The sequence below is a fragment of the Bordetella sp. 2513F2 genome, assembly GCF_054642735.1.
Genome location: NZ_CM137755.1, coordinates 3637064 through 3663659 on the forward strand (window position 1 = coordinate 3637064; position 26596 = coordinate 3663659).

Annotated in this window: 28 protein-coding genes and 1 tRNA gene; 15 read left to right on the plus strand and 14 right to left on the minus strand. The window is 63.6% G+C overall.

Annotated elements, in window-relative coordinates; all coding sequences use genetic code 11:
* The first annotated feature begins 432 nt into the window (after window positions 1–432).
* Genes ACYBYQ_RS17215 through ACYBYQ_RS17235 form a run of 5 tightly spaced genes read left to right on the plus strand, consistent with a single transcriptional unit; the run spans window position 433 to window position 4627 of the window.
* Window positions 433–1665: a cytochrome P450 gene (locus tag ACYBYQ_RS17215; RefSeq protein ID WP_459615666.1), complete on the plus strand. Its 1233-nt coding sequence runs from the start codon at window positions 433–435 to the stop codon at window positions 1663–1665.
* 35 nt (window positions 1666–1700) lie between these two features.
* Entirely contained in the window at window positions 1701–1895 is a 195-nt protein-coding gene (locus tag ACYBYQ_RS17220; protein ID WP_459615667.1) for a ferredoxin, read from the plus strand.
* The gene (locus ACYBYQ_RS17225) at window positions 1892–3067 is read left to right on the plus strand and encodes an NAD(P)/FAD-dependent oxidoreductase (protein ID WP_459615668.1); all 1176 of its coding nucleotides are present in this window, start codon (window positions 1892–1894) and stop codon (window positions 3065–3067) included. Before ACYBYQ_RS17220 ends, ACYBYQ_RS17225 begins: the two co-directional genes overlap by 4 nt.
* A 22-nt stretch (window positions 3068–3089) precedes the next feature.
* Window positions 3090–3911 carry an SDR family NAD(P)-dependent oxidoreductase gene (locus tag ACYBYQ_RS17230; RefSeq protein ID WP_459615669.1) on the plus strand — a complete coding sequence of 274 codons (822 nt, stop codon included), beginning with the start codon at window positions 3090–3092 and terminating at the stop codon, window positions 3909–3911.
* Window positions 3912–3922: 11 nt separating this feature from the next.
* Window positions 3923–4627 carry an alpha/beta fold hydrolase gene (locus ACYBYQ_RS17235; RefSeq protein ID WP_459615670.1) on the plus strand — a complete coding sequence of 235 codons (705 nt, stop codon included), beginning with the start codon at window positions 3923–3925 and terminating at the stop codon, window positions 4625–4627.
* A 31-nt stretch (window positions 4628–4658) separates the two neighbouring features.
* On the opposite strand, the gene ACYBYQ_RS17240 is transcribed toward ACYBYQ_RS17235, so the two are convergent.
* A complete protein-coding gene (locus tag ACYBYQ_RS17240) occupies window positions 4659–5102 on the minus strand; it encodes a MarR family winged helix-turn-helix transcriptional regulator (RefSeq protein WP_459615671.1) in 444 nt (147 codons plus the stop codon).
* A 212-nt stretch (window positions 5103–5314) separates the two neighbouring features.
* Here ACYBYQ_RS17240 and ACYBYQ_RS17245 point away from each other — a divergent pair, with 212 nt between their 5' ends.
* The 9 genes from ACYBYQ_RS17245 (at window position 5315) to ACYBYQ_RS17285 (ending at window position 13270) form a co-directional block, all read left to right on the plus strand.
* Window positions 5315–6190 (plus strand): branched-chain amino acid ABC transporter permease, encoded by an 876-nt coding sequence (locus ACYBYQ_RS17245; protein ID WP_459615672.1) that lies wholly within the window; start codon window positions 5315–5317, stop codon window positions 6188–6190.
* Window positions 6190–7047, plus strand: coding sequence for a branched-chain amino acid ABC transporter permease (locus tag ACYBYQ_RS17250; protein WP_459615673.1), 858 nt, complete (start codon window positions 6190–6192; stop codon window positions 7045–7047). The genes ACYBYQ_RS17245 and ACYBYQ_RS17250 overlap by 1 nt, the downstream gene beginning before the upstream one ends.
* Window positions 7044–7832: an ABC transporter ATP-binding protein gene (locus ACYBYQ_RS17255; RefSeq protein ID WP_459615674.1), complete on the plus strand. Its 789-nt coding sequence runs from the start codon at window positions 7044–7046 to the stop codon at window positions 7830–7832. The genes ACYBYQ_RS17250 and ACYBYQ_RS17255 overlap by 4 nt, the downstream gene beginning before the upstream one ends.
* Window positions 7829–8539 (plus strand): ABC transporter ATP-binding protein, encoded by a 711-nt coding sequence (locus tag ACYBYQ_RS17260; RefSeq protein WP_459615675.1) that lies wholly within the window; start codon window positions 7829–7831, stop codon window positions 8537–8539. The genes ACYBYQ_RS17255 and ACYBYQ_RS17260 overlap by 4 nt, the downstream gene beginning before the upstream one ends.
* A 40-nt stretch (window positions 8540–8579) precedes the next feature.
* The gene (locus ACYBYQ_RS17265) at window positions 8580–9773 is read left to right on the plus strand and encodes an ABC transporter substrate-binding protein (RefSeq protein WP_459615676.1); all 1194 of its coding nucleotides are present in this window, start codon (window positions 8580–8582) and stop codon (window positions 9771–9773) included.
* A 106-nt stretch (window positions 9774–9879) separates the two neighbouring features.
* Window positions 9880–10875: a Bug family tripartite tricarboxylate transporter substrate binding protein gene (locus ACYBYQ_RS17270; RefSeq protein WP_459615677.1), complete on the plus strand. Its 996-nt coding sequence runs from the start codon at window positions 9880–9882 to the stop codon at window positions 10873–10875.
* On the plus strand, window positions 10862–11542 hold the full coding sequence (locus ACYBYQ_RS17275; RefSeq protein ID WP_459615678.1) for an aldolase/citrate lyase family protein: 681 nt from the start codon (window positions 10862–10864) through the stop codon (window positions 11540–11542). The genes ACYBYQ_RS17270 and ACYBYQ_RS17275 overlap by 14 nt, the downstream gene beginning before the upstream one ends.
* A 47-nt stretch (window positions 11543–11589) precedes the next feature.
* Complete coding sequence (locus ACYBYQ_RS17280; protein ID WP_459615679.1) at window positions 11590–12606, plus strand: TauD/TfdA family dioxygenase; 1017 nt, start codon at window positions 11590–11592, stop codon at window positions 12604–12606.
* Between the two features lie 19 nt (window positions 12607–12625).
* On the plus strand, window positions 12626–13270 hold the full coding sequence (locus tag ACYBYQ_RS17285; protein WP_459615680.1) for an aldolase/citrate lyase family protein: 645 nt from the start codon (window positions 12626–12628) through the stop codon (window positions 13268–13270).
* 620 nt (window positions 13271–13890) lie between these two features.
* Here ACYBYQ_RS17285 and ACYBYQ_RS17290 read toward each other — a convergent pair.
* From ACYBYQ_RS17290 to ACYBYQ_RS17350, 13 genes are all read right to left on the minus strand, one after another.
* The gene (locus ACYBYQ_RS17290) at window positions 13891–14523 is read right to left on the minus strand and encodes a type I restriction enzyme HsdR N-terminal domain-containing protein (protein WP_459615681.1); all 633 of its coding nucleotides are present in this window, start codon (window positions 14521–14523) and stop codon (window positions 13891–13893) included.
* Between the two features lie 90 nt (window positions 14524–14613).
* The gene (locus ACYBYQ_RS17295; RefSeq protein ID WP_459615682.1) at window positions 14614–15675 is read right to left on the minus strand and encodes a Fic family protein; all 1062 of its coding nucleotides are present in this window, start codon (window positions 15673–15675) and stop codon (window positions 14614–14616) included.
* A gap of 213 nt (window positions 15676–15888) precedes the next feature.
* Window positions 15889–16689, minus strand: coding sequence for a tyrosine-type recombinase/integrase (locus ACYBYQ_RS17300; RefSeq protein ID WP_459615683.1), 801 nt, complete (start codon window positions 16687–16689; stop codon window positions 15889–15891).
* 196 nt (window positions 16690–16885) lie between these two features.
* Entirely contained in the window at window positions 16886–17977 is a 1092-nt protein-coding gene (ychF, locus tag ACYBYQ_RS17305; RefSeq protein ID WP_459615684.1) for a redox-regulated ATPase YchF, read from the minus strand.
* A gap of 241 nt (window positions 17978–18218) precedes the next feature.
* The gene (locus ACYBYQ_RS17310) at window positions 18219–18668 is read right to left on the minus strand and encodes an SRPBCC family protein (protein ID WP_459615685.1); all 450 of its coding nucleotides are present in this window, start codon (window positions 18666–18668) and stop codon (window positions 18219–18221) included.
* 173 nt (window positions 18669–18841) lie between these two features.
* A complete protein-coding gene (locus ACYBYQ_RS17315; RefSeq protein ID WP_459615686.1) occupies window positions 18842–19603 on the minus strand; it encodes a CPBP family glutamic-type intramembrane protease in 762 nt (253 codons plus the stop codon).
* 46 nt (window positions 19604–19649) lie between these two features.
* The gene (pth, locus tag ACYBYQ_RS17320) at window positions 19650–20246 is read right to left on the minus strand and encodes an aminoacyl-tRNA hydrolase (RefSeq protein WP_459615687.1); all 597 of its coding nucleotides are present in this window, start codon (window positions 20244–20246) and stop codon (window positions 19650–19652) included.
* Window positions 20247–20408: 162 nt separating this feature from the next.
* Window positions 20409–21014 carry a 50S ribosomal protein L25/general stress protein Ctc gene (locus tag ACYBYQ_RS17325; protein WP_459615688.1) on the minus strand — a complete coding sequence of 202 codons (606 nt, stop codon included), beginning with the start codon at window positions 21012–21014 and terminating at the stop codon, window positions 20409–20411.
* Between the two features lie 136 nt (window positions 21015–21150).
* Window positions 21151–22101, minus strand: coding sequence for a ribose-phosphate pyrophosphokinase (locus ACYBYQ_RS17330; RefSeq protein WP_459615689.1), 951 nt, complete (start codon window positions 22099–22101; stop codon window positions 21151–21153).
* Between the two features lie 129 nt (window positions 22102–22230).
* Window positions 22231–22304, minus strand: a tRNA-Gln gene (locus tag ACYBYQ_RS17335).
* Between the two features lies 1 nt (window position 22305).
* On the minus strand, window positions 22306–23238 hold the full coding sequence (ispE, locus tag ACYBYQ_RS17340; protein WP_459615690.1) for a 4-(cytidine 5'-diphospho)-2-C-methyl-D-erythritol kinase: 933 nt from the start codon (window positions 23236–23238) through the stop codon (window positions 22306–22308).
* The gene (lolB, locus tag ACYBYQ_RS17345) at window positions 23235–23813 is read right to left on the minus strand and encodes a lipoprotein insertase outer membrane protein LolB (protein WP_459618814.1); all 579 of its coding nucleotides are present in this window, start codon (window positions 23811–23813) and stop codon (window positions 23235–23237) included. The genes ispE and lolB overlap by 4 nt, the downstream gene beginning before the upstream one ends.
* 2 nt (window positions 23814–23815) lie before the next feature.
* Window positions 23816–25696: a tetratricopeptide repeat protein gene (locus ACYBYQ_RS17350; protein WP_459615691.1), complete on the minus strand. Its 1881-nt coding sequence runs from the start codon at window positions 25694–25696 to the stop codon at window positions 23816–23818.
* On the opposite strand from ACYBYQ_RS17350, the gene mutM reads away from it, so the two are divergent.
* Entirely contained in the window at window positions 25695–26522 is an 828-nt protein-coding gene (gene mutM / locus ACYBYQ_RS17355) for a bifunctional DNA-formamidopyrimidine glycosylase/DNA-(apurinic or apyrimidinic site) lyase (protein ID WP_459615692.1), read from the plus strand. The genes ACYBYQ_RS17350 and mutM overlap by 2 nt on opposite strands.
* Window positions 26523–26596: the final 74 nt, after the last annotated feature.

Here is a 26596-nt window from a genome sequence, read left to right on the forward strand (position 1 = left end):
GAGGAGCTCGTTGCATCGTGTTGATTCTTCATTGTTTAGGTACATAAAGCCGCAGACAGTGCCGGCACGGCCTTGCACAAACGTCTTGTCCGGGATGCGGAAAGATACGTTGAATTAAGTAATTCGCGAAGCATACCACTATGCCTGGCAGGGATTTACGCCATGCCTTCCGGTGTCCTGCCAGGGATCCGCAGACGGCGCATTCAACGCTGCCCAGCATGTCGACAGTTCTTGGCCCAGTCATTTGACTGGGTCTACCTTGAAGATGCCGAGATAGGCGCGAAAGCAATGCGCCAGATATTGGCTCATTGACCGCCGGTTCACCACACTAGGTATTCATCCGCATTGACGGGCACCCAATTAGTAGTTAGCCTAACTACTTCTAAGAGAAGCTATTTTCAAGATCATACCCGTCCTGTTCCAGGAGCCATCATGCCGGACCCGATCTCCACGGGCTGCCCTTTCAGCGGCGCCGCCCCAACCTTTCCCCAGCAACGGCTGTGCCCTATCAGCCCTCCGCCTGCCTATTACGAATGGCGTGAAGAAGGCCCCCTCAAGCGAGTCACGCTCTGGGACGGGCAGGAAGTCTGGATGGTGCTCGGCCACGAAGAATCCCGCACCCTCTTGAACGATCCTCGCGTCAGCGCCGACAGCAGCAACCCCAACTACCCGGGCGTCAACCGCAGCATGACCATGATGCGAAAGAACTTTCGCACGTTCATTTCCATGGACCCGCCCGAGCACACCATACAACGCCGCATGCTGACCGGCGAGTTCACGCTCAAGCGTATCGAGGCCATGCGCCCCATGGTGCAGGCCATGGCAGACAAGTTGCTGGACAACCTCACCGCCAACGGTGCGAACGGCTTTGATTTCGTCGAGGAGTTTGCCTTCCCGTTGACCTCCAACATGATCTGCGGCCTGCTCGGCGTGCCGTACGAAGATCATGATTTTTTCCAGGCCAAGGCCGCCATCCTGGCATCCGCCAAGACCAGCCCCGAAGACGCCGCCAAGGCCAGCAAGGAACTCTGCACCGACTATATCGGCTCGCTCATCCGGAAAAAGGACGCCGCTCCCCAGGATGACCTGCTCAGCCGCCTGGTCGTCAACTACATGCGCCCCGGCACCATCTCGTATGAAGGCCTGATCGCCCTCTCTCGCCTGCTGCTCGTCGCCGGCCACGAGACTTCAGCCAACACCATGTCCGTCGGGCTGCTGGCTCTGCTGCAGCATCCCGAGCAATTGGCGGAACTGCGCGCCAATCAGGAACTGATGCCCAATGCGGTCGAAGAAATCCTGCGCTATTGCGATGTCACACATGGCGGACGCCGCCGCGTGGCGCTCGAGGACATCGAGATCGCGGGCCAGACCATCCGCGCCGGAGAAGGCATCATCTGCCACAACCAGATTGCCAACCGCTCACCTGAAGCATTTGATGATCCCGACCGCTTTGACATTCATCGCGATGCGCGCGGCCACATGGCCTTTGGTCACGGCGTGCACCAATGCCTGGGCCAACCGCTCGCGCGTCTCGAGCTCAACATTGGCCTGACCACCATGCTGCGCCGCCTGCCGGATTTCCGCCTCGCCGTCCCGGCCGAAACGCTCAAGTTCAAATCCGACATGCTGGTCTACGGCGTACACAACCTGCCCTTGACCTGGTAAGCCTTGCTTATCAGGCAGCCTTCACAGGAAGCACCATGAAGATCTTGATTGACGAAGAAAAATGCTGTGGCGCCGGACAATGCGTCATCCAATGCCCCGAAGTATTCGATCAGCGCGAGGATGACGGCATCGTCGTTCTTCTGGACGCCAACCCGCCCGCCGAGATCCACCCCAAACTGCGCATGGCCGCCCGTCTCTGCCCCGCAGCGGTCATTGAGCTCGTCGAATGATGCCCGACACCAGCCATGTCATCATCGTGGGCGCGGGGGCCGGGGGCCTTGCCACGGCAGAAGGCCTGCGCAACGAAAGCTTCACCGGCGCCATCACCCTCATCGGCGAAGAGGTTCATGCGCCTTATGACCGTCCACCGCTATCCAAGCAACTGCTGAGCGGCGCCTGGGAGCAGGCGCGCATCATGTTACGCACGCCCGATGCGCTGGCGTCCCTTGGCGCAACCTTGCGCCTGGGCATGCGGGCACAATCCGTGGATACGCAAGCCCGGCTGCTCTCGCTCGAAAACGGCGAGACGCTGAAGTACAGCCACCTCGTCGTCGCTACCGGCGTCAATCCCAGGGCCTTGCCTGGCGCTGCATGCGACGGCGTATTCCAGATGCGCACGCTGGACGACGCGCTCGCCCTGCAGGCTCGGCTGACCGCGCCGCGCAAGGTGCTGGTCATCGGTGCCGGATTCCTCGGCACCGAGTCCGCCGCATCCCTGCGCAGCCTAGGCCACGACGTCACGCTGGCCTACCCGCAATCCCAACCGCTCGAGCAGCCGTTCGGTCCGGCGCTTGGCCGGCATATCGCGGCGCTGCATGCCAGCCATGGCGTCACCCTAAAACCCAACGCGTCTGCTACCGAAATCGTGAGCGAAAACGACGTAGCGAAAGGCGTCGCCTTTGCGGATGGCTCCTTCGAGCCGGCAGACATCGTGCTGCTGGCAATCGGATCGACTCCCGCCACGACCTGGCTGGCCGGCAGCAATCTGGATATCGAAAACGGCATACGCTGTGACAGCCATGGCGTGGCGGCGCCCGCCGTCTACGCCGTCGGCGATGTCGCCTCGTGGCTGCATACGCGCTACGGCCGCCACATCCGCCTCGAACATCGCATGAATGCGGCAGAGCAGGGTCTGCTGGTTGCCAAGCACATCACGGGCAAGCCCGAGCCGTTTAGTTCTATTCCTTTTGTCTGGTCGGATCAATTCAAAGACAAACTACAGATGTATGGCCTGTTCCCTGCCAATGCGACTGTCGAAATCGAAGACCTCGGCACCCCGGAGCGCAGCAAACGTCTGGCGCACTATTACGCCGACGGAATGCTCACCGGCATACTGGGCTGGAACGCACCCAAAGAGACTCGCCAGGCATCGGCCCGCCTTAACGAAGTCGCCACCGCCTGAGCCCCTCTGCACGGAACCCTTCATGGACAAATTCGACAATCGCGTTGCCGTCATCACCGGCGCGGCTTCCGGCATCGGCCTGGCCTTGGCCAAGGCGCTGGCTCACCAAGGCATGGATGTCGCCCTGCTCGATATCCGCGATGACATGCTGCAAGCGGCGCAAGCCGAAGTCGCCGCCGTCGGACGCCGCACCCTGACCTGCGCAGTGGATGTCTCCGATGCACAGCAAATGGAGGCTACCGCCCGGGAAATCCAGCGAGCATTCGGCCGCGTCGATCTGTTGGCCAACAACGCGGGCGTTGCCCTGGCCGGCAAGGGCGTGGACACTGACCCCGAAGACTGGAACTGGATTCTGCGCGTCAATGTCCTGGGCGTGATTCATGGCATCCGCGCCTTCCTGCCCTTGATTCAGGCGCATGGCCAGGGCGGCCATATCCTCAACACGGCTTCGATCGCGGGTTTTCGCGTCAATGCCGGCCGCAAGACGGGACCTTACGCTGCGTCCAAGTACGCTGTCGTCGCCTTGAGCGAAGCACTGGAGATAGAGCTGCAGGGCACAGGCATTGGCGTGTCCGTTCTCGGACCCGCTGGCGTCAACACCAATATCTATCGCTCCGCCGAATTGCGCGGCAATGATCCTGCCGCCTCCCCCGCCAGCGACAAGCCTGCGCACATCCTCGGCGGCCTTCCCCCGGAAGACGTGGCGCAGCAAGTCGTCCGTGCCATACGCCAGAACGCGTTCTACATCTTTACCCACCCCGAGACACGCGCCGGCATCGCCGCACGTCATGCCCGCATGATGGCGGCCTTCGACGCGCAACACGGCACCGCCGCGTCCCAGTAGGAATACGCCCCATGCACGCCACCCCCCATTTGATGATTCCGGGCCTCAATTGCTCGGCCACCCTGTTTCGTCATCTGATGCCCGTACTATGGCGCAGCGGACCCGTCATGGTATGCGACCATCGCGGCGCGGACACCATCGCCGGCCTGGCCGACGAAATCCTGCGCAACGCCCCCGATCGCTTTACCTTGACGGGTTTCTCCATGGGCGGCTTCATTGCCTTCGAGATCCTGCGGCGCTGCCCCGAACGCGTGGCCAAGCTTGCGCTCATTTCGACCAGCGCACGCCCCGAAGCCGCCGGAGGTCCCGCAGCCCAGATCCGGGCGGAACGCATCGGCATGGCGCAAGCCGGTCGTTTTGACGAGATTCCGCCCTTGCACTATGCCAACAATGTCGACCCTTCGCGCCAGGCTGATGACGCCCTGCGCGCCGCACACCGCGACATGACCCGGGATGTCGGCCCGGCCGGCTATATCAATCAGCAAAAAGCCATTGCCACGCGCGCGGACTCTCGCGCCATGCTGGCCGACATCAAGGTTCCGACCATGATCATCGTCGGCGAGCACGACAAGCTGACGCCGGTTGCGCATGCCCAGGAACTGGCGGCAGGCATCGTCAACAGCGAACTCGTGGTCCTGGAACAGTGCGGACACCTGGCGCCGCTCGAAAAGCCCGAAGAAGTCACCCGCGCCATCGAACGGTGGTCACGAGCCTGACCCTCCCGCGCATCTGCCTGTCTACGGCGGCTCAACGCCAGGGCGTGCGGTCGTACATCTTGTCCAGGACGGGAATGATATCGGCAAGGGCGCGCAGCTCGCCCTCGTCGAGCAGCGCCAGCCGCTGCTTCAGTGACTTGTTGCGCGTCGCAGCCACGGCCTTGACCATGCATCGGCCCGCGTCCGTGATTGTCAGGAAATTGTTGTAGCTGCCCGCCGGCGACTCGCGCTGAACCAGGCCGATATCGATCATGCGCCCCACCATCTGCGTCATGGTGGGCAGCGACACCGACTCGGCCCTGGCCAGATCACTGACCCGCAGGGGCTCCAGCATCAGCCATCGCAGCACCGCGCATTGCGCCTCGGTCAGGGGCAGGTCGCGTTCTTCGCGGCGCAATGTGTGCGCGATGCGCAAAAAACGCAAACGCAGATCATCAACCATGACATCAGGCGTCAGCATCGTTTTCGTTGACATGATCTACACATCTCTCATGGTTCTTGGTCGACGCCAGCCAGCACATACCAAGTTACGGAAGTTGCCGGCCATTCTACACGTCCCTCCCCTCGCCCGCATGCGGTGCACCCAGTACTATCCCTAACTATCAAAGCTATTTTTAGAAAATAAAATCATCAACGGCTCGCATCATCAAAAATGCGCCTTTCCACGAAAGGATTCAGGGGAAATACGTGTTAGCGCAACAATTTATCAACGGCATCCTGCTGGGCGGAATCTACGTCCTGGTTGCCGTCGCGTTCTCCATCTGCTGGGGATTCCTGGGCTTCTTGAACTTCTCCATCCCCGCCCTGTTCACCATCGGCGGATTCGGCTTGTGGATGTTCATGCAACAGTCCCTGAGCTGGAGTTCGGCGCTGATTCTGTCCATCGGACTGGCCGCCGTCGTGTCGCTCATTGTTGAGCGCTCAACCTATCGCTTCCAGCGCAATGCCGGCCCCATCATCCCCCTGGTGAGCTCCCTGGGCTTCCTGATCCTGATCGAGAACATCATGCTGGCCGTCTACGGCTCCGAGGGCCGCGCGGTCGAGCGCCCGTTCGGCAATCCGAACTGGTATACCGGCGACGTCGTCATCAGCATCCCGCAGACACTGGGCCTGATGTTTGCCATCGCCATGGTGGCCATTTTTTCGGTCCTGCTGAGCAAGACCCGCTATGGCCGTGGCATCCGTGCGCTGGCGGAGAATTCCGACACCGCCACCATACTGGGCATACGTATCGAACGCCTGGTTCCCCTGGTGTTTGGCATCGCCGGCGTGTTTTCTGCCGTGGCGGGCGTGTTGTTTACCGTCAGCTATTCGCAGGTCTCTCCCTTCATCGGCGACCAGGTTGCAATGAAAGGCCTGGCCGCCATGGTCCTGGGCGGCATGGGCAGCATCTGGGGCGCCGTTCTGGGCGGGCTCATCATCGGCATCGTCGAGGTCATGGCCATCAGCCTCTGGTCTGCGGACTTCGTCAAGATCGCGGTCTACGGCGTCCTGCTCATCCTGCTGATCCTCAAGCCTAACGGCCTGTTTGGCGCCGCCCGTGTCTACCAGGAGAAATTCTGATGAGCGGATATCTCGAAACCATCCTGGTGATGCTGTCACTCAACGTCATCCTGGCCTATGCCGCCTTCATGCCACTGGCAGCAGGCCAGGTCAACCTGGGCACCGCCGGGCTGATGGCGATCGGCGCCTACGGTTCGGCCGTATCCGGCACGGAATGGGGGATATCTCCTCTGCTCGCGGTTGGCTTCGGCACCATACTGAGCGGGCTGGTTTCCTTTGTGCTGGCCTTCCCGATCCTGCGCACGCGTGGCATCTATATGGCCCTGGCCACCCTGGCCTTGTGTGAATGCATCAGCGGCATCGTCATCAATACCGAATTCCTGGGCGGCGCGGCCGGCTACCCTGTGATCGAATACCTCGGGCTGGAGTGGATTGCCGCCGCCGCGGTGCTGACCATCATCCTGGTCTACTTCCTGCTTCAAACGCGCTTCGGCCTCTGCCTCATCGCGGTCGATGACGACGAGCGTGTGGCCGACCTGCTGGGCATCAATGTCCGCGCGGTCCGGGTCGCCGCCTTCACCATAGGCGGCGCGCTTGCGGGTCTGGCCGGCGGCCTCTATGCCCACCACTTCAGCTTCATCGAAGGCCAGCATTTCACCGTACTGCTGTCTGTCTACATCGTCCTGTACGTGCTGCTGGGCGGCGCAAAGACCTTGATAGGGCCCTTCGCCGGCGCGGTGATCTTCACGCTCTTGCCGGAACTGCTGCGCGCGGGCGAAGAATGGCGCTATGCCGCCTTCGCCTTGGTCGTCATCGTCATCATGGCGATACGCCCCTACGGCCTGTTCGTCCCGCGTGCCGGCAAAGTCCACCGCAAGTCGCGCCCTGCTGCCACGCCCGCCTCGGAGGCCGCATGAAAACCGCCGAAATGCCTCCGTTCGACAATGCCCTGGAATTGCACAAGGTATCCAAATCCTTTGGCGGGCTGAGCGTCATCAAGGACTTCTCCTGCCATATCCGCCGCGGCTCGCGCAGCGCCTTCATCGGCCCCAACGGGGCAGGAAAATCCACGCTGTTCAACTTGATCAGCGGCGCCTTCCCCATGGACAGCGGCAACGTGAAACTGGATGGACTCGACATTACCCACCTGCCGTCGCGCAAGCGCATCAGCCATGGGCTGGCGCGCAACTTCCAGAACATCCGCCTGATGCCCAGTCTGACCGTGACCGAAAACCTTTTGCTGGGCCAGCAGGCCCGCGCCAAGGGGCTGGGCCAGATGCTCTCCCCCTTGCGGCTGCGCGGCAACTCAGCCTGGCACCGAGAAGTCCACGAAGAACTGCGGGCAGCAGACTTGCATGATTATGCCGGCAGCCGCATTACCGAGCTTCCATACGGCATACGCAAGAAAATCGAGATCGTCCGCGCACTGCTGGCCAGGCCCAAGCTGCTGCTGCTGGACGAACCGTGCGCCGGGCTCAACACCGTGGAGCGTCAGCAGATCATTCCTTTTCTCAAGGGCCTGGAAGACCGGGGCATCACCTTGCTCATTGTCGAGCACGACATGCAATTCATCGCCAGCCTTTGCGAACACGTGATTGCCTTGAATTTCGGCGAGAAGATCGCCGAGGGAACAGTCGAGGATGTGCGCAACCATCCGGATGTCATCAGCGCCTATCTCGGCAGCGAAGGAGATGAAGCATGAGCATCCTGAGCGTCAAGTCCCTATCCATCAACTACGGCCGCAATGTCGCGTTGCGCAACTTCTCGATGAGTCTGCCCAAGGGCGGCCTGGTCGCGGTTCTGGGCGCAAACGGCGCAGGCAAGTCATCGCTGCTCAAGAGTATCGCCGGCCTGAAAGCGCCAAGCTCAGGACAGATTCATTACCAGGGCCAGGACATCACCACGCGCGACACCGCCTGGCGCGTCGGCAACGGCCTGAGCCTCGTTCCCGAAGGGCGCCGCATCCTGGTGTCCATGACCGTCCACGAGAACCTGCAGATGGGAACCTGGTGCCGCAAGGACAAGGTCGCCAACGCAGAATACGAAGCCATCTACGATCGTTTTCCCAACCTCGCCCGGCGTCGACACATGCAAGCGTCGGTGCTGTCCGGCGGCGAACAGCAAATGCTGGCCATTGGCCGCGCGTTGCTGGCCAGGCCCTCCGTCCTGCTGCTCGACGAACCCTCGCTGGGCCTGTCGCCCCTGCTGGTCTCCCAGCTGTTCCAGCTGATACGCGACATCAACAACGAGGGAATCAGCATCATCCTTATCGAGCAGAACATCCACAAGGCGCTTCAGTACGCCAGCTATGCCTATGTGCTGGACCTGGGCGAAAAGGCAATCGAAGGCCCTGCCGAAAGCCTTCGCAACTCCGACACGGTGCAGGCCGCATACCTCGGCAAGCAGTGAGCTTCTCCTTCCATCACAACTCCACCGACAAGGGCGAAACATGAAACTTCTTTCTCTTACGATTTTTGCCGCTGCATTGGCCGCCGCTGTACCTGGCGCCCAGGCCCAGGACGCCGACACCATCCTCCTGGGCTTTACCACGGCGAAATCCGGGCCCACCGTCACATTCACCCGTCGCAACGAGATCGCGGTCAACCTGGCAGTGGCCGACATCAATGCCGCTGGTGGCGTCAATGGCAAGAAACTCGCCGTCAAGCTCTTCGACACCGCAGGCAAACCTGACCAGGCGGCCGCTGCAGTACGCCACTTCGCCAACGACACCAATGCGCTGGCCATCGTCGGCCCCTACACCTCGAGCGAAGCCCGTGTCGCCTTCCCGGTAGGCGAGCGCGCGAAGATCGTTCAGATGGCCATTGGTTCCGCCGCCCCTGGCCTGGCCAAGCCCTACAAATATGCGTTCCGCAACACATCGGACGAAGGCTACCTGTTCACCCGCCTGATGACGGTACTCAAGGAAAAGGGCGTGCCTTACCAGAACGCCGCGCTGGCCTACGCCACCGACGACGTCGGCGGCCGTACCATGGGCGAAAAAACCTTCCCGCAGATCTTCAAGGAATTTGGCGTCACGCCATCGCAGAGCATTTCGTTCCCCACCGCGGTGTTTGACCTCTCCACCCAGGTTGCTCAGCTCAAGCAGAATCCGCCGGATGTCATCGGCCTGGGCGCCTTTCCGGAACCCACGGTCGTCCTGCTCAAGGAGCTGGCTCGCCAGGGCCTGAAATCACGCATCATCGGCGGCACCCAGTCGGCCGACTGGAACCTCATCCAGCGCGCTGGCGCCGACGCGGAAGGCTCGCTGGTCTCGACCACCTACAACCCGGCCGATGAACGCCCCCATTCCAAGGCCTTCAGCGACGCCTTCGTCGCCCAGGCCAAGGCTGCCGGTGAAACCGGCGATCTACGTCCCAACATGTATGACGCCGCCGCCTACACGATTGTGCGCCTCTACGCCGAAGCCATGACCCGCGGCAAGGTCACCGGCGATCCCGCCAAAGTGGCGGCCGAACGCGACATCATCCGGCAACAGCTCCTGACCATCACCGACTTTGAAACCGTGGAAGGCCATCACAACGGCTTTACCGACGGAGATGCGCTCAAGACTGCCTACACGCTCGAAGTCAAGAACGGTGCATGGCACATGCTCGGCTCGAAAGGCCCGAACGACCTGAAGTGAGCCATCATCCCAGGAAAAACCCTAGCTTAAATAACTTTCAATAGAAGCTATAGTGGTATCAAGAAGAGCGCCCTGATCTCTGGGCGCCACGCATAAGGGGAAATCCATGAAACGCATCACCAGAAGCACGATCGCAAGCCTCTGCACCACGATGGCCTGCCTTGGCCTCGCTGCCCTGGCCCCCGCTCAGGCGGCCGACTGGCCGACCAAGCCGGTCCGCGTGATCGTGCCCTTTACGCCCGGTGGCACGGTAGACCTCATCGGCCGCACGCTTGCCGACAAAATGGGCATGAATCTCGGCAAGCCTGTCGTCGTCGAAAACAAAGGCGGCGCATCGGCCATGATCGGGACGGCCGCGGCCGTCCATGCCGCCCCTGACGGGCACACCCTGCTGATCGGCTCAACCACCTCCATCAGCATTCGCCCTCAGATGGCTCCGCCCGTGGGCTTCGATGTTCACAAAGACCTCATCCCCATTACCCAGGCCGCCTATGTGCCACACGTGATCCTGGTCAACCCGAGAGTCCCTGCAACCAACATGAAGGAATTGGTCGCGTGGGGCACGGCCAACGGCACAGAGGTCACGTTCGGCGATGGCGGCACCGGCACGCCCCACCATTTGTCCACGCACATCATGGCCAAGGGCTTCCACACGGCCTTTCTGCCTGTCAGCTACAAAGGCGGCGGCGAAGTACTGAATGATCTGATCGCCGGCCACGTGAATGCCGCTTCCGTCGAACTCTCGGTATCCACGCCTCATATGCTTTCGGGCGCCCTGCGCCCCATCGCCATCGCCGCGTCCCAACGCGACGCCAAATGGCCCGACCTGCCCACCGTCGCCGAGCAAGGCATCCCCGGCTACGAAACCACGTCGTGGTTCGGCGTCTTCACCACTGCCGGCACGCCGCCCGACGTCGTTTCCCAGATCACGGAGCAAGTCCGCAAGGTCTTCAACGACCCCGAAATCCAGGCGAAGCTGGCTGATGTCGGTCTGACCACGGTCGGCGGCACGCAAGAGGAATTCATCACCCATATCGACCGCGAATCCAAAAAATGGGCAAGCGCCATCCAACTTGCCGGAATTGCGCATGAAGCAAAGTAAATCCCAGCGCCGCAGCATCGTGCTGGTCACTGGCGCCAACTCGGACATGCTCGAAGAGGCGTTGCGCAGCGAGGCGGACGTGATCTGCCTCGATTTCGAGGACACCGTCGCCGACAAGGCAGCCGCGCATGCGCTGCTGCCCCGCCTGATGGACGGCAGTTTCAAGGGCGAAGTCGCTATCCGCATCAATCCCCTGAGCGAAGCCGAAGGCCTGCGCGACTTGCTGTTCCTGCAGTCCCTGCCCAATGCCCCGCGCCTGGTCAAGATGACCAAGGTGTCCGATCCCTATGAGGTGAAACTGGCCGCGCAGATGCTACCCGACACCGAATTCATCGTCATCATCGAAACCGCGCAGGCCCTGGAAAACGTCGCCGCCATCGCGGCCGCCTCCCCTGCCGTGTACGGCCTGGTAGTGGGCGGCAAGGACTTGTCCAGCTCCCTTGGCGCCAGCCGTTCCTGGAGCGGTCTGTTATATGCCAGAGGCCGCATTGCCGCCGCTGCCGCCGCTGCGGGTGTTGCTGCGGAAGACGAACCCTATCGCCCCCTCGATGACCTTCAAGGCCTTGAAGAGACCTGCGTCAAGATCCGCGAAATGGGCTTTACCGGCAAAACCACGGTCGACCTGCGCCACGTGCCGATCATCAACCGCGTCTTGAGTACGAGCTGATCGCCTGCGCCCGCACTCATCACAGCAATACAATTGGAGATATAGTCATGCTTGATCTCGCAGCCAACGCCAAGGCCGGCACAACCGGATGGATGGGACAGGACCTGGCCAAGGATGAATCCCGTTGGATCACCCACCTGACCGAACAGGACATCGCCGAAATCGAAAGCGCCCTCGCCGTCTTCAATGCCAGCGGCAAGACCGTCGAGGAAATGACGCGCGCCGACTTCCCCCTGTCCGCATTCGCGGGCAAGATCGACGGCTACATCAATACCATCCGCAACGGCCTGGGATTCATCATCCTGCGCGGCCTGCCCGTCGCCCGCTATAGCGATGCCGACGCCGGCGCCATTTTTTACGGCCTGGGGCTGTATCTCGGCTCGCCCGTCCCGCAGAACCCACAGGGCGACGTGCTGGGCCGCGTCTACGATCAGGGCCGCAAGTACGGCGAGCTGGATGTGCGCGGCTACGAGACCAATGCCTTGCTCCCCTTCCATACCGACGGTTGCGAAATGGTGGGCCTGCTCTGCCTGCGTCAATCCAAGCGCGGCGGCCTGAGCAGCCTGTCCAGCTCGGTATCGGTTTTCAAGGAAATCGAAAAGACCCACCCCGAGTACCTGCAGCCGCTGTTCGCCGGCTACCGCTACATTCGCCGCGAAGCCGCACTGACGGATGATCCGGTTTCGCCGCCGATTTCCGTGTTTGGCGTAAAAGACGGCGTGGTGAGCTGCCGCCTCGTTCCCAACCAGATCGAAGCCGCGGCCAAACGCCTGGGCGAGCCTATTGTCGGTCTCGAGCGCGAAGCCTTCGACGAGTTGCTGCGCCTGTGCAAAGACGAACGCTTCCGCCTCGACATGGACCTGCAACGCGGCGATATCCAGCTCGTCAACAACTACACCGTCCTGCACTCGCGCACCGAGTACGAAGACTACCCGGAACCCGAGCGCAAGCGCTGCATGCTGCGTCTCTGGATCTCGTTCGACGAAGCCTGGCCGCTGCCTCCCGAGTTCCCCCGCCAGCTTGGCTACAGCAAGGGGCAATTGGCAGAGCGTCACCTTGCCTAGGCCGCATCCACGTCGCAGCATGATCCTGGTAACCGGCGCGGATCGCGCCGGTCTTGATGCCGCAGTCCAGAGCGGCGCCGACATCGTCTGCGTCGACCTCGAAGACACTGTCGACGACAAGGCCGCCGCACGCAGGCTGCTCCAGGTGGCGCTCCAGCAAGGTTACGCGGGCGAAATCGCCGTTCGCATCAATCCCGTCGGTACAAAGGAGGGGCTGGAAGACCTGCTGCTGCTGCAGTCGCTCGCTATCAGGCCCGCTCTGGTCGTGCTGACCATGGCCGAGCATCCCGGCGAAGTCCGCCTGGCAGCCCGGATTCTGCCGGATACGCCGCTCATGGTCATCATCGAAACAGCCCAGGCCCTCGACCGCGCGCCAGAATTCCTGATGGCCGCCACAACCGTCCAGGCCGCCTGGCTCGGCGGCAAGGATCTTTCTTATGCGCTCGCCTGCGACCGGGCGCACGGCCTCGAATGGGCACGCGGCCGCGTCGTCGTCGCGGCCGCCATGGCTGGCATACCCGTCCTGGACGATATCTATCGTCCCTTCGAGGACCTCCAAGGCCTCGCCGCCGCATGTGCCGACGGGCGCGCACGCGGCCTGCACGGCAAGGTCACGCTGGACCCACGCCAGGTGCCCGTGATCAACCAGGCGCTGGCCGCTTGAACTCCACTGCGTGTTGCGGCGCATTTGAAACTGACCAGGGATGCGCATTGAATATTGATCAGGGGACAACCCGCTTTTGAGACGGGGGAGCGTGGAACTGTACTGCATCAATTCCGTAGAACGGCTCCCCTGCGCGGCTACGGCTCTGGCTTTTTCCGTTCCCGAATTTCAAAGTGGTAGAGCAGCAGCATTGCCGGCAGGCCGGACATGCTGCCACCGAAAAATTCGTCAGACGTTGATCACACGTTTAAACGTTGATCGGTTGGCAAAGGGCCGTGAATGCTAGGTTTCGCGGGGAAATCGGGCCACGGCCTTTGCGGGAATCGCTGGAAGTACCCCAGTTGTACCCCCATAGGGGTATCGGGATGATAGATCAGTCTGGATGCCGGTGCCAGCGCTGCGCCTGCCGGATAAAACGGGTATGGCGCAGACCGCATTGTTGGCTGACTGCCGAGAGGGTACGCGATGAGATGCAGGGGAACGGGCCGCTGTGGCCCAGACCTTGGAGAACTCTCATGGCAGACCTTCTCCTGATTGCGACCATCATTCCTCCGCCTTGGTCTGAAGCACTTGCATCAGCGCTTGTACCTCGCCCCGGAACGGGCTGTTATCGAACTCGCTCAGGTCGCAGGCAAGACAGGCCACAATATCCTTGCGCGACAGATAGTGTTTGTGCAGTCGCGCAGAAATCGGAGCTTGTTCTTCGCGATGAAAGCCGGACGTTCGTCAACGTTGATCCAGCCCGCTTCTTTCTCGTAACCCGGCTGCTGAGTCTGGACGATGTAATCGCGCCCGACGGCTTCTGTGATCAAGCGCTTCTGATCAGGTTCGAACTTCTGATAGCTCTTGAGCGAGTCCGGCGTCGGGAAGGAGGTGATGATGTGCGGATTGCCCTGCTGCAGGTCCCAGAAGTAGTGTAGGTTGCCGTTTGACAAGATCACAAATCGGCAGTTGAGCGACTTGGCATACTTTCGCGCCTGCTCCTTGCCGACCAGCGGGTTCTTGTCTTCGGACTTAGCTTCCAGCACCACCAACGGAAAGCTCTTTTCATCTAGCAGTAGAAAGTCAACAAATCCGTTCTTGGTCGATTCGAAGTTGTCACCCAGATCGTTGATCTGATCCTGGCTGAGCTTGACGTTCGGCTCCAACGTTACGTTCGCCTTGCCCTTCGCGCTGTTGAAGAACTGCCAGCCGGCACTCTCCAGCAGTTTGTTGATCTTGATGCGTGCTTGGGCTTCCTTCGCGTTCGCCATCTCAGGCCTCCCCCTCGGCTGATTCACCTTGAGTGCCCAGCTTCAGGTTCTGCACGCAGGCGTATTCCAAAACCGCCAGGAATTTGCACATTAGCTTTGCCCCTCTGCCTTGATCTTTAACCACTTCGCACCTCGCCCCTTGCCAGTCGATTCGATCAAACCCTCTGATTTCATCGCTCGCAGCACTAGTCGAACCATGTCCCGGCTCACGCCCGGGCAGGCTTCCTCGATTTCGGAAATCGAAAACGGCAGAGTGCGTCCCAGGACTTCCGCACGAACCCGATCGCCTTTACTGCCACGGCCACGCTCAATGGTGCCGACACGCTCCTCGAACTCACGGTAGGCCCGCAGCAAGGCACCCCAGAAGTAGTCGAGCCAGGGCTTAACATCGTGCTGTCCCTGGTGCCAGCCCTGCGAGCTGGCTTCCAGCGTTTCGTAATAGCCTTCCTTGGTGTCCTCGAAGATGCGTTCCAAGCTGATGTAGCGACCCACGGCATAGTCGAAGTGGTAGAGCAGCAGCAAGGTCAGCAAGCGGGACATGCGGCCGTTGCCGTCCGGGAAGGGATGGATGCACAGGAAGTCGAGCATCGCCAGCGGCACCAGCACCAGAGGGTCGGCCAGGTGCTGATCCAGCGCGGTGGCGTAGCGCCCGGTCAGATCTGCCATGGCCATCGGCGTGAGATGCGCAGCTACCGGCTGAAAGCGCAAACGCGAAGTGCCATCCGGGTGACGCTCGACGATGTCGTTATTGGTGGCCTTCCAGCGTCCGCCCGCCTGCGGCATGTAGCGGTACAGCAGGGTATGTAATTGCAGCACAACACCCTCGCTGAAGGGCATGTGCGCGGCCGATTCGTGGATCAGCGCCAAGGCATCACGGTAGCCGGCGATCTCCTGTTCCGACCGGTTCTTTGGTGTTGCATTGCGGAGGACCAAGGACTTCAATCGCGAGGGTGCGACGACAACGCCTTCCAGACGGTTGGAAGACTCGGTGGACTCCACCACCGCAGCCTGGCGCAGGCCTTTCAAGGCTTCGGGCGACTGCGCAGCGTAGAGTTGCTGTTTGCCCTGGTACTCACCCAGCGAGCGCAGCGTGGCCGCCTGAGTGCCATCGAAGCGAAGCGCGGCAAGGTACTCGGGTGTGAGCGAGTGCATGGAATGTAAGCCCAGGCTATCTAAATGGGGTAATCATAGCCTTTAAAGGGGGCATTGTCTCTATAAATACCTCATTAATGGTGTTTGACTACCCCATTTCCTGAACGTCGGCCCGGTCGTGGGGGGCCGACAAAGCTGACAAGGAAGGAAACGGACGACACAATACTAAATAACAGGGCAATAAATTATAAATTACCCTATTTAATCCGTTATTTACCCTATTCCCAGGCCCAAGCTGGGGCAAAGGCAAACAGCAAGGGAACGGTACCAAGGGGCAACGGCCCTACCTGAAAAGGAAAAGGCCGCCCCCCCTTGCTCACTCGCTCTGTAACAACCGGCCAAACCCCTCTGGATTTGCTCTCGCGTCATCGCCGCCTTGCTCTCGCTGAACGGCACGCGCAGCAGCCCATGCAGGCTGGGAATTGGATTTGCCTCGACCAGCCCCCGCACCACCGCAAACTCAAAGATTGCCGAAAGATCACCTTTGACGTCAATGGCCGCCCACGCGCCATGTGCCTTGCACTCCTCCAGCAACGGGCGAATCTGCTTGACGCCAATGTCGCTCATCGGCATCCCGTCGAACTTCGGCGACAGGTACTTCCTGATGCGGGATTCTTTCGTGCGATAGGAGCTGTGGGCGAAGACAGGCTTGATCTCCGCCAGGTACGCTTTCGCCACCTTGGCGAACGAGCTTTCCTTTGCGCGCTTGCGTTCCTCCAGCGCCTCCAGATTGCGCTGCTTGACCTGCTGCCGCTCATGGGCAGGATGGATGCCTTGCTTGACCAAGGCGCGTGCCTTCTCACGGGCCGCACGCGCCTCCGCAAGGCTTACTTGAGGAAAGCGGCCAATAGCAAAGAGGTTCTCCTTGCCTTGCAGGCGGTACTTCCACCGCCAGAGCTTGCCGCCGGTGGGTTTGACCAGCAGGAACAGGCCCCCGCCGTCTGAAAGTTTCCAATCTCGATCAGTCGATTTGGCCGACCTGACCTTGAGGTCGGTGAGTAGGTTTTCGGGCATCGTTGGACTCCACTGCGGGGAAAAATACCCCCACGGTTGAACACGAGTACCCCCAACGCTACCCCCGAATTTTTCAGACCTCGATGAACAATAGGAACGCTCAGCAGACCGTATTATTTCTGCAACCCATTGATTTGAAACGGGTCAACTAATCCACCAAGCGCTACTAAGCGCCACCGAGATCCAGCAAAAATCGTCAGACGTTGAACAGGAAGTTCATTACGTCGCCGTCCTGCACCACGTACTCCTTGCCTTCGGCGCGCATCTTGCCGGCTTCCTTGGCGCCGGCCTCGCCCTTGTAGGTGATGAAGTCGTCGTAGGAGATCGTCTGGGCCCGGATGAAGCCGCGCTCGAAGTCGGTGTGGATCACGCCGGCCGCCTGCGGCGCCGTGGCACCTACCTTCACCGTCCAGGCGCGGACTTCCTTCACGCCGGCGGTGAAATAGGTCTGCAGGCCGAGCAGGCGGTAGCCTGCGCGAATGAGGCGATCGAGGCCGGGCTCTTCCATGCCCATGTCGGCAAGGAAGGCTGCCTTGTCGGCGTCGTCGAGCTCGGCAATCTCGGCCTCGATGGCTGCGCAGATGGCAACCACGGGCGCGTTCTGCGCCTTGGCGTAATCGGTGAGGCGGTCGAGCAGCGGGTTGTTCTCGAAGCCGTGGTCGCTGACGTTGGCCACGAACATCGCCGGCTTGGCCGTGATGAAGCCGAACGACTTCAGCGCGAACAGCTCCTCGGCGCCCAGGCCGAGCGAGCGGATGGGCTGGCCGCCATCCAGGTGCTTCTGGCAACGCTCGAGCAGCGCCACCAGCTTGGCGGCTTCCTTGTCGCCGGAACGCGCGGTCTTGTTGTTGCGGTGGATGGCCTTCTCGATCGTCTGCAGGTCGGCCAGTGCCAGCTCGGTGGAGATCACCTCGATGTCGGCAATGGGATCGACCTTGCCGGCCACGTGGACCACGTTGGGGTCCTCGAAGCAGCGCACCACGTTGACGATGGCGTCGGTTTCACGGATGTGCGAGAGGAACTGGTTGCCCAGGCCTTCGCCCTGGCTGGCGCCGGCCACGAGGCCGGCGATGTCGACGAACTCGACCACTGCCGGCACCACGCGCTCGGGCTGGACGATCTCGGCCAGTTTCTGCAGCCGGGGATCCGGCACTTCCACCACGCCCACGTTGGGTTCGATGGTGCAGAAGGGGTAGTTCTCGGCGGCGATGCCCGCCTTGGTGAGCGCGTTGAATAGCGTCGATTTGCCGACATTGGGCAGGCCGACGATGCCACATTGCAGAGCCATGGAAATCCTTGAGTTATCTGGGCACGGGCGACCCCGGCGGTGCAACCGGGGTACCCGCCGCAGGCCTGGCGAGGCCGGCCCCTGAGGCCGGGGCGCATCCCGCGGTCTACGGGGCGCAGGTCCGCCGTGCGCGTGCCTGTTTGATCCGAAACCAGGCGATTGTAGCCCCGCGGCCCCCCCTGCCCAAGTTCCCTGCAGACGCCTGACACTGCCGGGCGTCTGGCAACTGGCAACCCCCGCCTCATCCCTCGTCGGGAATCTCCGCCTCGACGAGCTTGGCCAGCAGCATCAGGGATTCCTGCCACCCCAGGTAGCACGCCTCCGCGGGAATGACGTCGGGGATGCCCTCCTGGGTGATGTCGAGTTCGACGCCGCAGGACACCGGCCTCAACACGACGGTGGTCTGCATTTCACCGGGCAGGTTGGGGTCGTCGAACACGTCGGTGTAGCGCAGGCGCTCGTGCGGCACGAGTTCCAGGTAGTTGCCGCCAAAGGCATGGCTCTTGCCCGTGCTGAAGTTGGTGAACGACATGCGGTATGAGCCGCCCGGACGGGCATCCATGTGGTGCACCTTGCCCGTGAATCCATTGGGCGGCAGCCACTTGGCCATGGCGTCGGGATCGAGAAACGCCCGGTAGACGCGCTCGGGCGTGGCCCGCAGGACACGATGCAGGCGTACGGTATTGGGCATGATCTACCCTCCTCTGTTTGTGGTGCCGGAAGGCACGCTGTGGCGGGACGAGGCGGTGCGGTTTTCTTGTTGTGCCACCACCCTGGCGCCCCCCTTGGGGGGAACGCGTTCGTACTATAGCCGTACGACGGCCGCCTGCGGGGCCAGCGGCGGCCATTGCGCCGGCCGCCTCCCTAGATGCCCAGCTCCGGAAACCACTTCGACATGGACAGGATCACCAGCACCGGGCCGGCATTGAAGACGGCATGCAGCAGCACGGCCGCGCCGATGCCGCGGCGGCTGCGCATCCAGCCCAGGACCAGGCCGGTGGCCCATTGCGGCAGCACCAGCAGGGGCAGCATCCACCACGTCGTGTGGTTCAGCGAGAAGTTGTTCAGGTGCATGGCGGCGAACGTCAGGGCCGCCAGGTGGAACACCAGGGGATAGCGCAGGGCGTATTGGCGCCGCCAGCCGGCGCGCCAATGCTTCGGGCGCCCCCGGCGCAGCGGCAGGCAGGCCGCGAGCATCACGCAGGCGCCCAGCGCCATGGTCCAGCCCAACGGCCCCCACAGCAGCAGCGGCACCAGCGCGGGCACCACCCACAAGGCCTGCGCGGGCCGGCGCAGGCCGTAGCGGAACAGCATCTCTTCCACCAGCGGCGCCCACAGCACGGCGGCCAGCCACGGCAGGTTGCCCGGATCGAGGCGATGCGCGGCGCCTCCGGCGCCCGCGGCGGCTACGGCAATCGGGCCCAGGGCGAACAGGTTGATGGCCCAGAGCAGCCCGGCCCAGGCCAGCAGGCGCCCGGCTGAGATGCCCGGCAGCCAGTCGCTGGCCAGGATGCCGCCCGCATGTCGCCCGGGCATGCGCCCGCGCAGCGTGGGCCGCTGCAGGAAACGCCAGCAGTCGGCCACTTCATCGCGAAAGCGCGTGTTGCGGGGAGATGGAGCAGTCATCAGCATCTCTCCTTGGCGCTGCGCGCTTGTTGATAGGCCTCATGCATCACGCAGGATTGCCGCCGTGCAGCTGGCGGGCAGCCTGGGCGAAATTGCCGTCCAGCATGGCGGGGACGACGGCGCGGCAGCGGTCGAGCACGGCCTCGATGGCCTGCTGCTCTTCGCGGCGGGGCGGATGCAGCACGAAGTCGGCCACCGGTTGGGCCAGGCCCAGCGTGCGCGGATGGCCTATGCCCAGTCGCAGCCGCCAGAAGTCGGGGCTGCCCAGCGCCGCCTGGATGTCCTTCAGGCCGTTGTGCCCGGCATGGCCGCCGCCCTGCTTGAGCTTGACCTGGCCGGGCATGAGATCGAGTTCGTCGTGCAGCACCAGCACCTGCTCCGGCGCGAGCTTGTAGAAACGCGCGAGCGCGCCCACGGCCTGGCCGGAACGGTTCATGTAGGTGGCGGGCTTGAGCAGCAGGAGGTTCTCGCCATCGCGGCGCGCCTTGGCCACCTGGCCGAAGAAGGCCTTCTCGAAGGCGAAGCTGGCGCGCAAGTCGTCTGCCAACTGGTCTGCAAGCCAGAAGCCGGCGTTGTGCCGGGTGGTTTCGTACTCGGGGCCGGGATTGCCCAGTCCCACGATGAGCCGGATGGGTGCTGTCATGACCGCTGTGAGATACGGAGAAGCCCCCCACCGCGCCGCGCCCCGGGAATGAAGCGCGTTTGCCTGGGGAGGGCCAGACGGTAAAAAGCCCTGCGCGTGCAACGCGCACGCGCAGGGCGGATACTGCAGGCAGGCGCCGGGCGGCTGCCCGGCACAGCGTCATCAGGCGGATTGATCGCCCGACTCGGCTTCTTCGTCGGCCGCACCGCCGCCCTTGACGACAGCGGTGGCAACCACCGGATTGCCTTCGCCATGCGAAGCCAGGGTGACGCCCTTGGGCAGCTTGATGTCGGACACGTGCACCGAACCGCCGGCCAGCAGCGCGCCGAGGTCGACCTCGATGAACTGGGGCAGGGCTGCCGGCAGGCAGGTCACGTCGATTTCGTTCATCACGTGCGTGATGATCGCGCCGCTCAGCTTGACGGCCGGCGAGGTCTCGGCGTTGATGAAGTGCAGCGGCACCTTGGTGTGCAGCGCCTGGTTGGCATCGACACGCTGGAAATCGACGTGCAGGACCTGGGGCTTGTAGGCGTGCCATTGGACGGCGCGCAGCAGGACCTGTTCGGTCTTGCCTGCCATGTCCATGGTGAGGATGGACGAGTGGAACTCTTCCTTGCGCAGGGCATGGAAGATCTCGTTGTGATCGAGTTCGATGTTCAGCGGGTCGGCAGTGCCGCCATAGACGATGGCAGGAACGCGGCCCGCGCGGCGCAGGCGGCGGCTCGCACTCGAACCCTGGACGCTACGCGCAGTGGCATTGAATTTCATGGAAAAACTCCAAACTTCTTGCAGATGGCGGCGCGATACGGCGTGCGCTGCCGGGGTTGGCCGGGCGCGACATGCGCCTGGCGTACTTCACGCCCCGCCGCGACCAGCGGGGCGCAAAATGGGATGAACCGGAACTTCAGTCGGCGAACAGCGAGCTGACGGACTCGGCGTTGGAAATCCGCAGGATCGTCTCGCCCAGCAGGGCAGCACAGGAGAGCTGGCGGATCTTGCCGCTGGCCTGGCCGCGTTCGGACAACGGGATGGTGTCGGTGACCACGAGCTCGTCGAGCTCGGACTGCTCGATGCGCTCGACCGCCCCGCCCGACAGCACGGGGTGCGTGCAATAGGCGTACACCGCGCCCGCGCCGCGCTCCTTGAGCGCCTGCGCGGCCTTGCACAGCGTGCCGGCGGTGTCGACCATGTCGTCCATGATGATGCAGGTGCGGCCGTCGACTTCGCCGATGATGTTCATGACTTCCGACACGTTGGCGCGCGGACGCCGCTTGTCGATGATGGCCAGGTCGGCCTCGAGCTGCTTGGCCAGCGCCCGGGCGCGCACCACGCCGCCGATGTCGGGCGAGACCACGACCAGGTTCGGGAAGTTGCGGCGCCAGATGTCGCCCAGCAGGATCGGACCGGCGTAGATGTTGTCGACGGGAATGTCGAAGAAACCCTGGATCTGGTCGGCGTGCAGGTCCATGGTGAGCACGCGGTCGACACCGGCCACCTGCAGCATGTTGGCCACCACCTTGGCCGAAATGGCCACGCGGGCCGAACGCGGCCGGCGGTCCTGGCGGGCGTAGCCGAAATACGGGATGGCCGCGGTGATGCGGCCGGCCGAAGCCCTGCGCAGCGCATCGACCATCACCATGATTTCCATCAGGTTGTCGTTGGTGGGAGCGCAAGTGGGCTGCAGCACGAAGACGTCCTTGCCCCGGACGTTCTCGTTGATTTCCACCATGACTTCGCCATCTGAGAAGCGGCCCACCGTCATTTTGCCGAGGGACATGTCGAGATGGTTGACGACGTCCACGGCCAGGCGGGTGTTGGCCGTGCCCGTGAAGATCATGAAGCTTTCGTTTGCCATGATGGGGGATATGGGTGTCGTTTCGGGGCACGGGCGCGAAACCGTGCTCGAACCTTGTAAAACAAAAAAGCTGCTGAACTGGGGTCAGATACTGACGTTCGAGTTCAACAGCTTCTTTATGAATTTGGGCTGGGGAGGAAGGATTCGAACCTTCGCATGCCGGAATCAAAATCCGGTGCCTTAACCAGCTTGGCGACTCCCCATCTAACTTGCAATCCAGTTCCGCAACGGATGTTCGGCAAGGCCCAAACAAGCCTGAACCCACCGAATACCTGGATACGCTGGGCCGGTGGTTTTTCCGGCGACGCGCATTGTAGCGGTAATTTCTTTCTCTGCCAAAACGGCCTGCGAGAGGCTGGGAAACTCGGCAAACACGCAAGCGCCGGACCCCGACATGCGCACCGAAGCGGGCAAATTCACCCCCTCGGTGGGCACCCCCCTGATCTGCGATTCGAGCCATCGGGCGGCATCCTGGATTCGAGGATAACGCCGAAACACAACCGCTTCCAGATCGTTCCTGCCAAAGGCAGAAGAAGGCAAAGCAAGAAAGTCCGCTATTTTGACCAAAGCGGAATCTCTTGTCAAATCCGGTGACGAGAAAACCTCGGCAGTCGGCACGCTGGCGTCGGGTTGCGCAACCAGGTAGCCCGCTTGCGGCAGGCTGATCGCAGACAGGCGCTCGCCCACCCCTTCCGCGAAGGCCGACTGGCCGAATACGAACACGGGCACGTCTGCACCGAGCGGCAGCGCCAACGCCATCAGCTCGCTGCGCGACAGGCCGGTGCCCCACAGGCGGTTCAGGGCGATGAGCGTGGTCGCGGCATCGCTGGAGCCGCCGCCCAGGCCGCCACCCTGCGGGATGCGCTTGCGCAGCGCGATCTGGGCGCCGTGCCGCGTGCCGGTGGCCTGCTGCAGCGCGCGCGCGGCGCGCACTACCAGGTCCTGGTCCTCGGGCACGCCGGGCAGTTCGTAGGCGCGCCCGATGCGTCCGTCGCTGCGCAGGTCGAAATCCAGGCTGTCGGCCAGGTCGATATAGCGGAACACCGTCTGCAGCAGGTGATAGCCGTCGGGACGGCGGCCCACCACATGCAGGAACAGGTTGAGCTTGGCCGGCGCGGGTACGTCGTAAAGCGTCACGGCTGCGTCGTGCTGGCGTCGACCACCAGCCGGACCATGATGCGGCGCCCCGCCTCCTGGCGTTGCAGCACCAGCAATTGCGGGCCCAGCGCGTCGTAGCGGGACAGCCGGGCGTTCCAGCCGCCCTGCCCGAATGCCGCGGGGCGGCCCTGTTCGTCGTGCTGCAGGCGCTCGGCCTCCGGGGCCTCGGCCACGCGTCCGCGCAGCCAGTCGCGCAGGCCCTGCACCGGCACGGGGCTGCCCAGGGCTTCCTCGGCCAGTGCGTCGGGCCCCGGCGCGCTCAGGCGGGTGCCGTCGGCCTTGGTCAGCACGGCATGGCCAGGCTGCCCCTCGACCCGGGCCTCGGTCGAGCCCAGCGGATTGGTGAGATCGAGCTGGTAGCGGCGGCCATCATCGCGCCAGGCGAAACCGCCCTGCACCGCCTGCTGGCGGCCGCCCTCTTCGGTGACGGTGATGGCGAAGCGGCCCACGCGGGAAAAGGCATCGCCGTCGCCGGCCACGGGCTTGGGCACGGTGGTGCAGGCAGCCAGGCCGGCCATCAGCGCGGCGCCCGCCCAGGCACACAGGCGACGCATGATCACGGCAGCACTCCCAGCCGCTTGAGGGTGTCCTGCACCGTGCGATTTCCGGGATCCTTCCGGTATGCCTCGCGCAGCAGCTCCACGGCGCGGTCGCGCCTGCCCTGGCTCCAGAGCACCTCGGCCAGATGCGCGCCGATGTCGGCTTCGGGCCGCTGGGCATAGGCCCGCTGCAGGTACTCCACGGCAGAACCCGGTTCGCCCAGGCGGAATTTCACCCAGCCCATGCTGTCGAGGATGAACGGATCGTCGGGGGAAAGCTCCAGGGCCTGCGTGATGAGGTCCAGCGCCTCGGACAGGCGCTGGTTGCGGTCGGCCAGGGTGTAGCCCAGCGCGTTGTAGGCATGGGCGTGGTCGGGATCCAGCGCGATCACCTGGCGCAGCAGCTGCTCGAGCCGGTCGAAGCGGCCGCGCCGTTCGTAGAGCATGGCCAGCTCGTACTTGACCTCGACCGTGTCGGGCATGGCACGATCGGCTTCTTCCAGCATGGCGATGGCCTGGTCGAGGCGTTCGCCGTCGCGCAGCACCTGAGCCTTGGTGAGGATCGCCAGCACGCGCTCGTCGTCGTCGCGGGGCTCGGCGGCGTCGATCATGGCCAACGCGTCGTCGATGCGGCCCTGCCGGGCGCGCAGCGTGGCCTGGCGCATGTGCGCGGAGAACCGCATCGAGGGATCGTCGATGCGGTCGAGGTGGCCGATGGCTTCGTCATAGCGCCCCTGGTCTTCGGCGATGCGCGCCAGCAGCACGCGGGCATCGGTGGCCGCGGCATCGGCATCGGTGGAACCCGGGATGCTGGCCTGCTGCCGCTGGTCCTGCACCTGCAGGTACTGGCCGAGCAGGCCGCGGGCCTGGTCGAGCCTGCCGGCGCGGTAGGCGAGCTGCGCCTGCATGAAATACAGGTCGAAATCCTCGGGCGAGCGGCGGGACATGGCCTGCAGCTCGGCCAGGGCTGCGTCGTAGTCGCCGCGCTCGGCCAGCTGCCCGGCCAGCATGAGCCGCAGCTTGCGGGCGTCGGGATAGCGTGCAGCATAGGCGCGCGCGGCCGCCTGCGCCGCCACCGGGTCGACCTTGGACCCGTATTCGAGCACGCGCTGCGCCGCCGCCTCCGACGCCGGATCGGCCGCCAGGGCGGCACGGGCCTCGCTGGCAGCGCGTTCGTAGTCGCCTGCGGCATTGGCGACGTCGGCCAGCGCGGCATGCGCAACCGGCAGCCGGCGCACCTTGTCGCTGAGGGATTCGTCCAGGATGCGCAACGCCAGGCGGCGGTCGTTCATGCGGCTGAGCACGCCCAGCGCCTGGGCGATGGCGGTGGCCTTGTCGGGCGCGGCATCGATGCGCGTGCGCAGGGCTTGCGCCAGGCCCGCGGTTTGCCCGTTGGCGGCGGCCAGCGCCAGCTCGGTGGAGGTGGCCTCGGAATCGTACGGCGCCAGCCGGGCCCAGACCCGGGCGGCGTCCAGCGCGCCGGCGAGATTGCCGCCCGCCAGCTGGAACTCCAGCGCGCGATGCGCCAGGCGCGGATCGCCGGTTTCCCGGGCCAGGTTCACCAGGGTGGCGGCCGCCGAGCCGTACATGCCGCGCTGGGCCGCGATTTCGGCGGCCAGCACGCGGTAGAAGATGTCGCCCGTCAGGCTGACGAATGGCAACTGCCCGGGACGCAACTGGATGATTTCGGTTTCCGGACCACGGGGAGGCATCAGGCGCGGCCCGGTGGCGTCACCGGGACGGACCTCCGCGGCCTGAGCCGTGATGCCCTGCATGGCCGCCAGCACCGCCAGCGTGATGATTCCGACATTGATTGATTTGAGCGACAACTTCACGCGGCCTGTCCGGGTTGATGGCACAATCGTCCTATACACATAGATGATCTTACACTGGCTCATGCCGGAACTGCCCGAAGTCGAAACCACGCGGCGCGGAATCGACGCCGTCATCACGGGCCGGACACTGCGACGCCTCATCGTGCGCGAACCGCGCATGCGCTGGCCCATCCCCGTCGACCTGCCCGGCCTGCTTGCCGACCGCACCGTCCTGGAATGCGCCCGCCGCGGCAAATACCTGCTCTTGCGCTTCGAGCATGGCGTGCAGATCGTGCACCTGGGCATGTCGGGTTCGCTGCGACGCGTGCCGCAAGCCGAGTCGCCACGCCGGCACGACCACGTGGAATGGGTCTTCGACCACGCCACCCTGCGCCTGCACGACCCCCGCAGGTTCGGCGCGGTGCTGTGGCATCCCGCAAGCGCCGGGCCCGTGGAGGCCCATCCCCTGCTGGCGCACCTGGGCATCGAACCCTTCGACCCGCGCTTCGACGGCGCCTGGCTGCACGCCCAGTTCCGCGGTCGCAGCGTGGCGGTCAAGCAGGCGCTGCTCGCCGGACATGCCGTGGTGGGCGTGGGCAATATCTACGCATCCGAGAGCCTTTTCCGCGCCGGGATCGATCCGCGCACGCCCGCCCAGCGCCTCTCGCGGCCGCGCTGCCAGCGGCTGGCCGACAGCATCCGCGCCACCCTGGCCGATGCCCTGGCCTCGGGCGGCAGCACGCTGCGCGACTACGTGGGCGCCGGCGGCGAGCCCGGCAGCTACTTCGAGATCCACGCGGCCGTGTACGAACGCCAAGGCCAGCCCTGCCGGCTCTGCGCCACCCCGATCCGGCGGCTGGTGCAGGGCCAGCGCGCCACCTATTACTGTCCGGCCTGCCAGCGACGCTGATTCGTCAATAACGAACGTATTGAACCAAAACGAACGCGGCGCTATATTGGCTCCATCCCGATTCCTATAAAGAC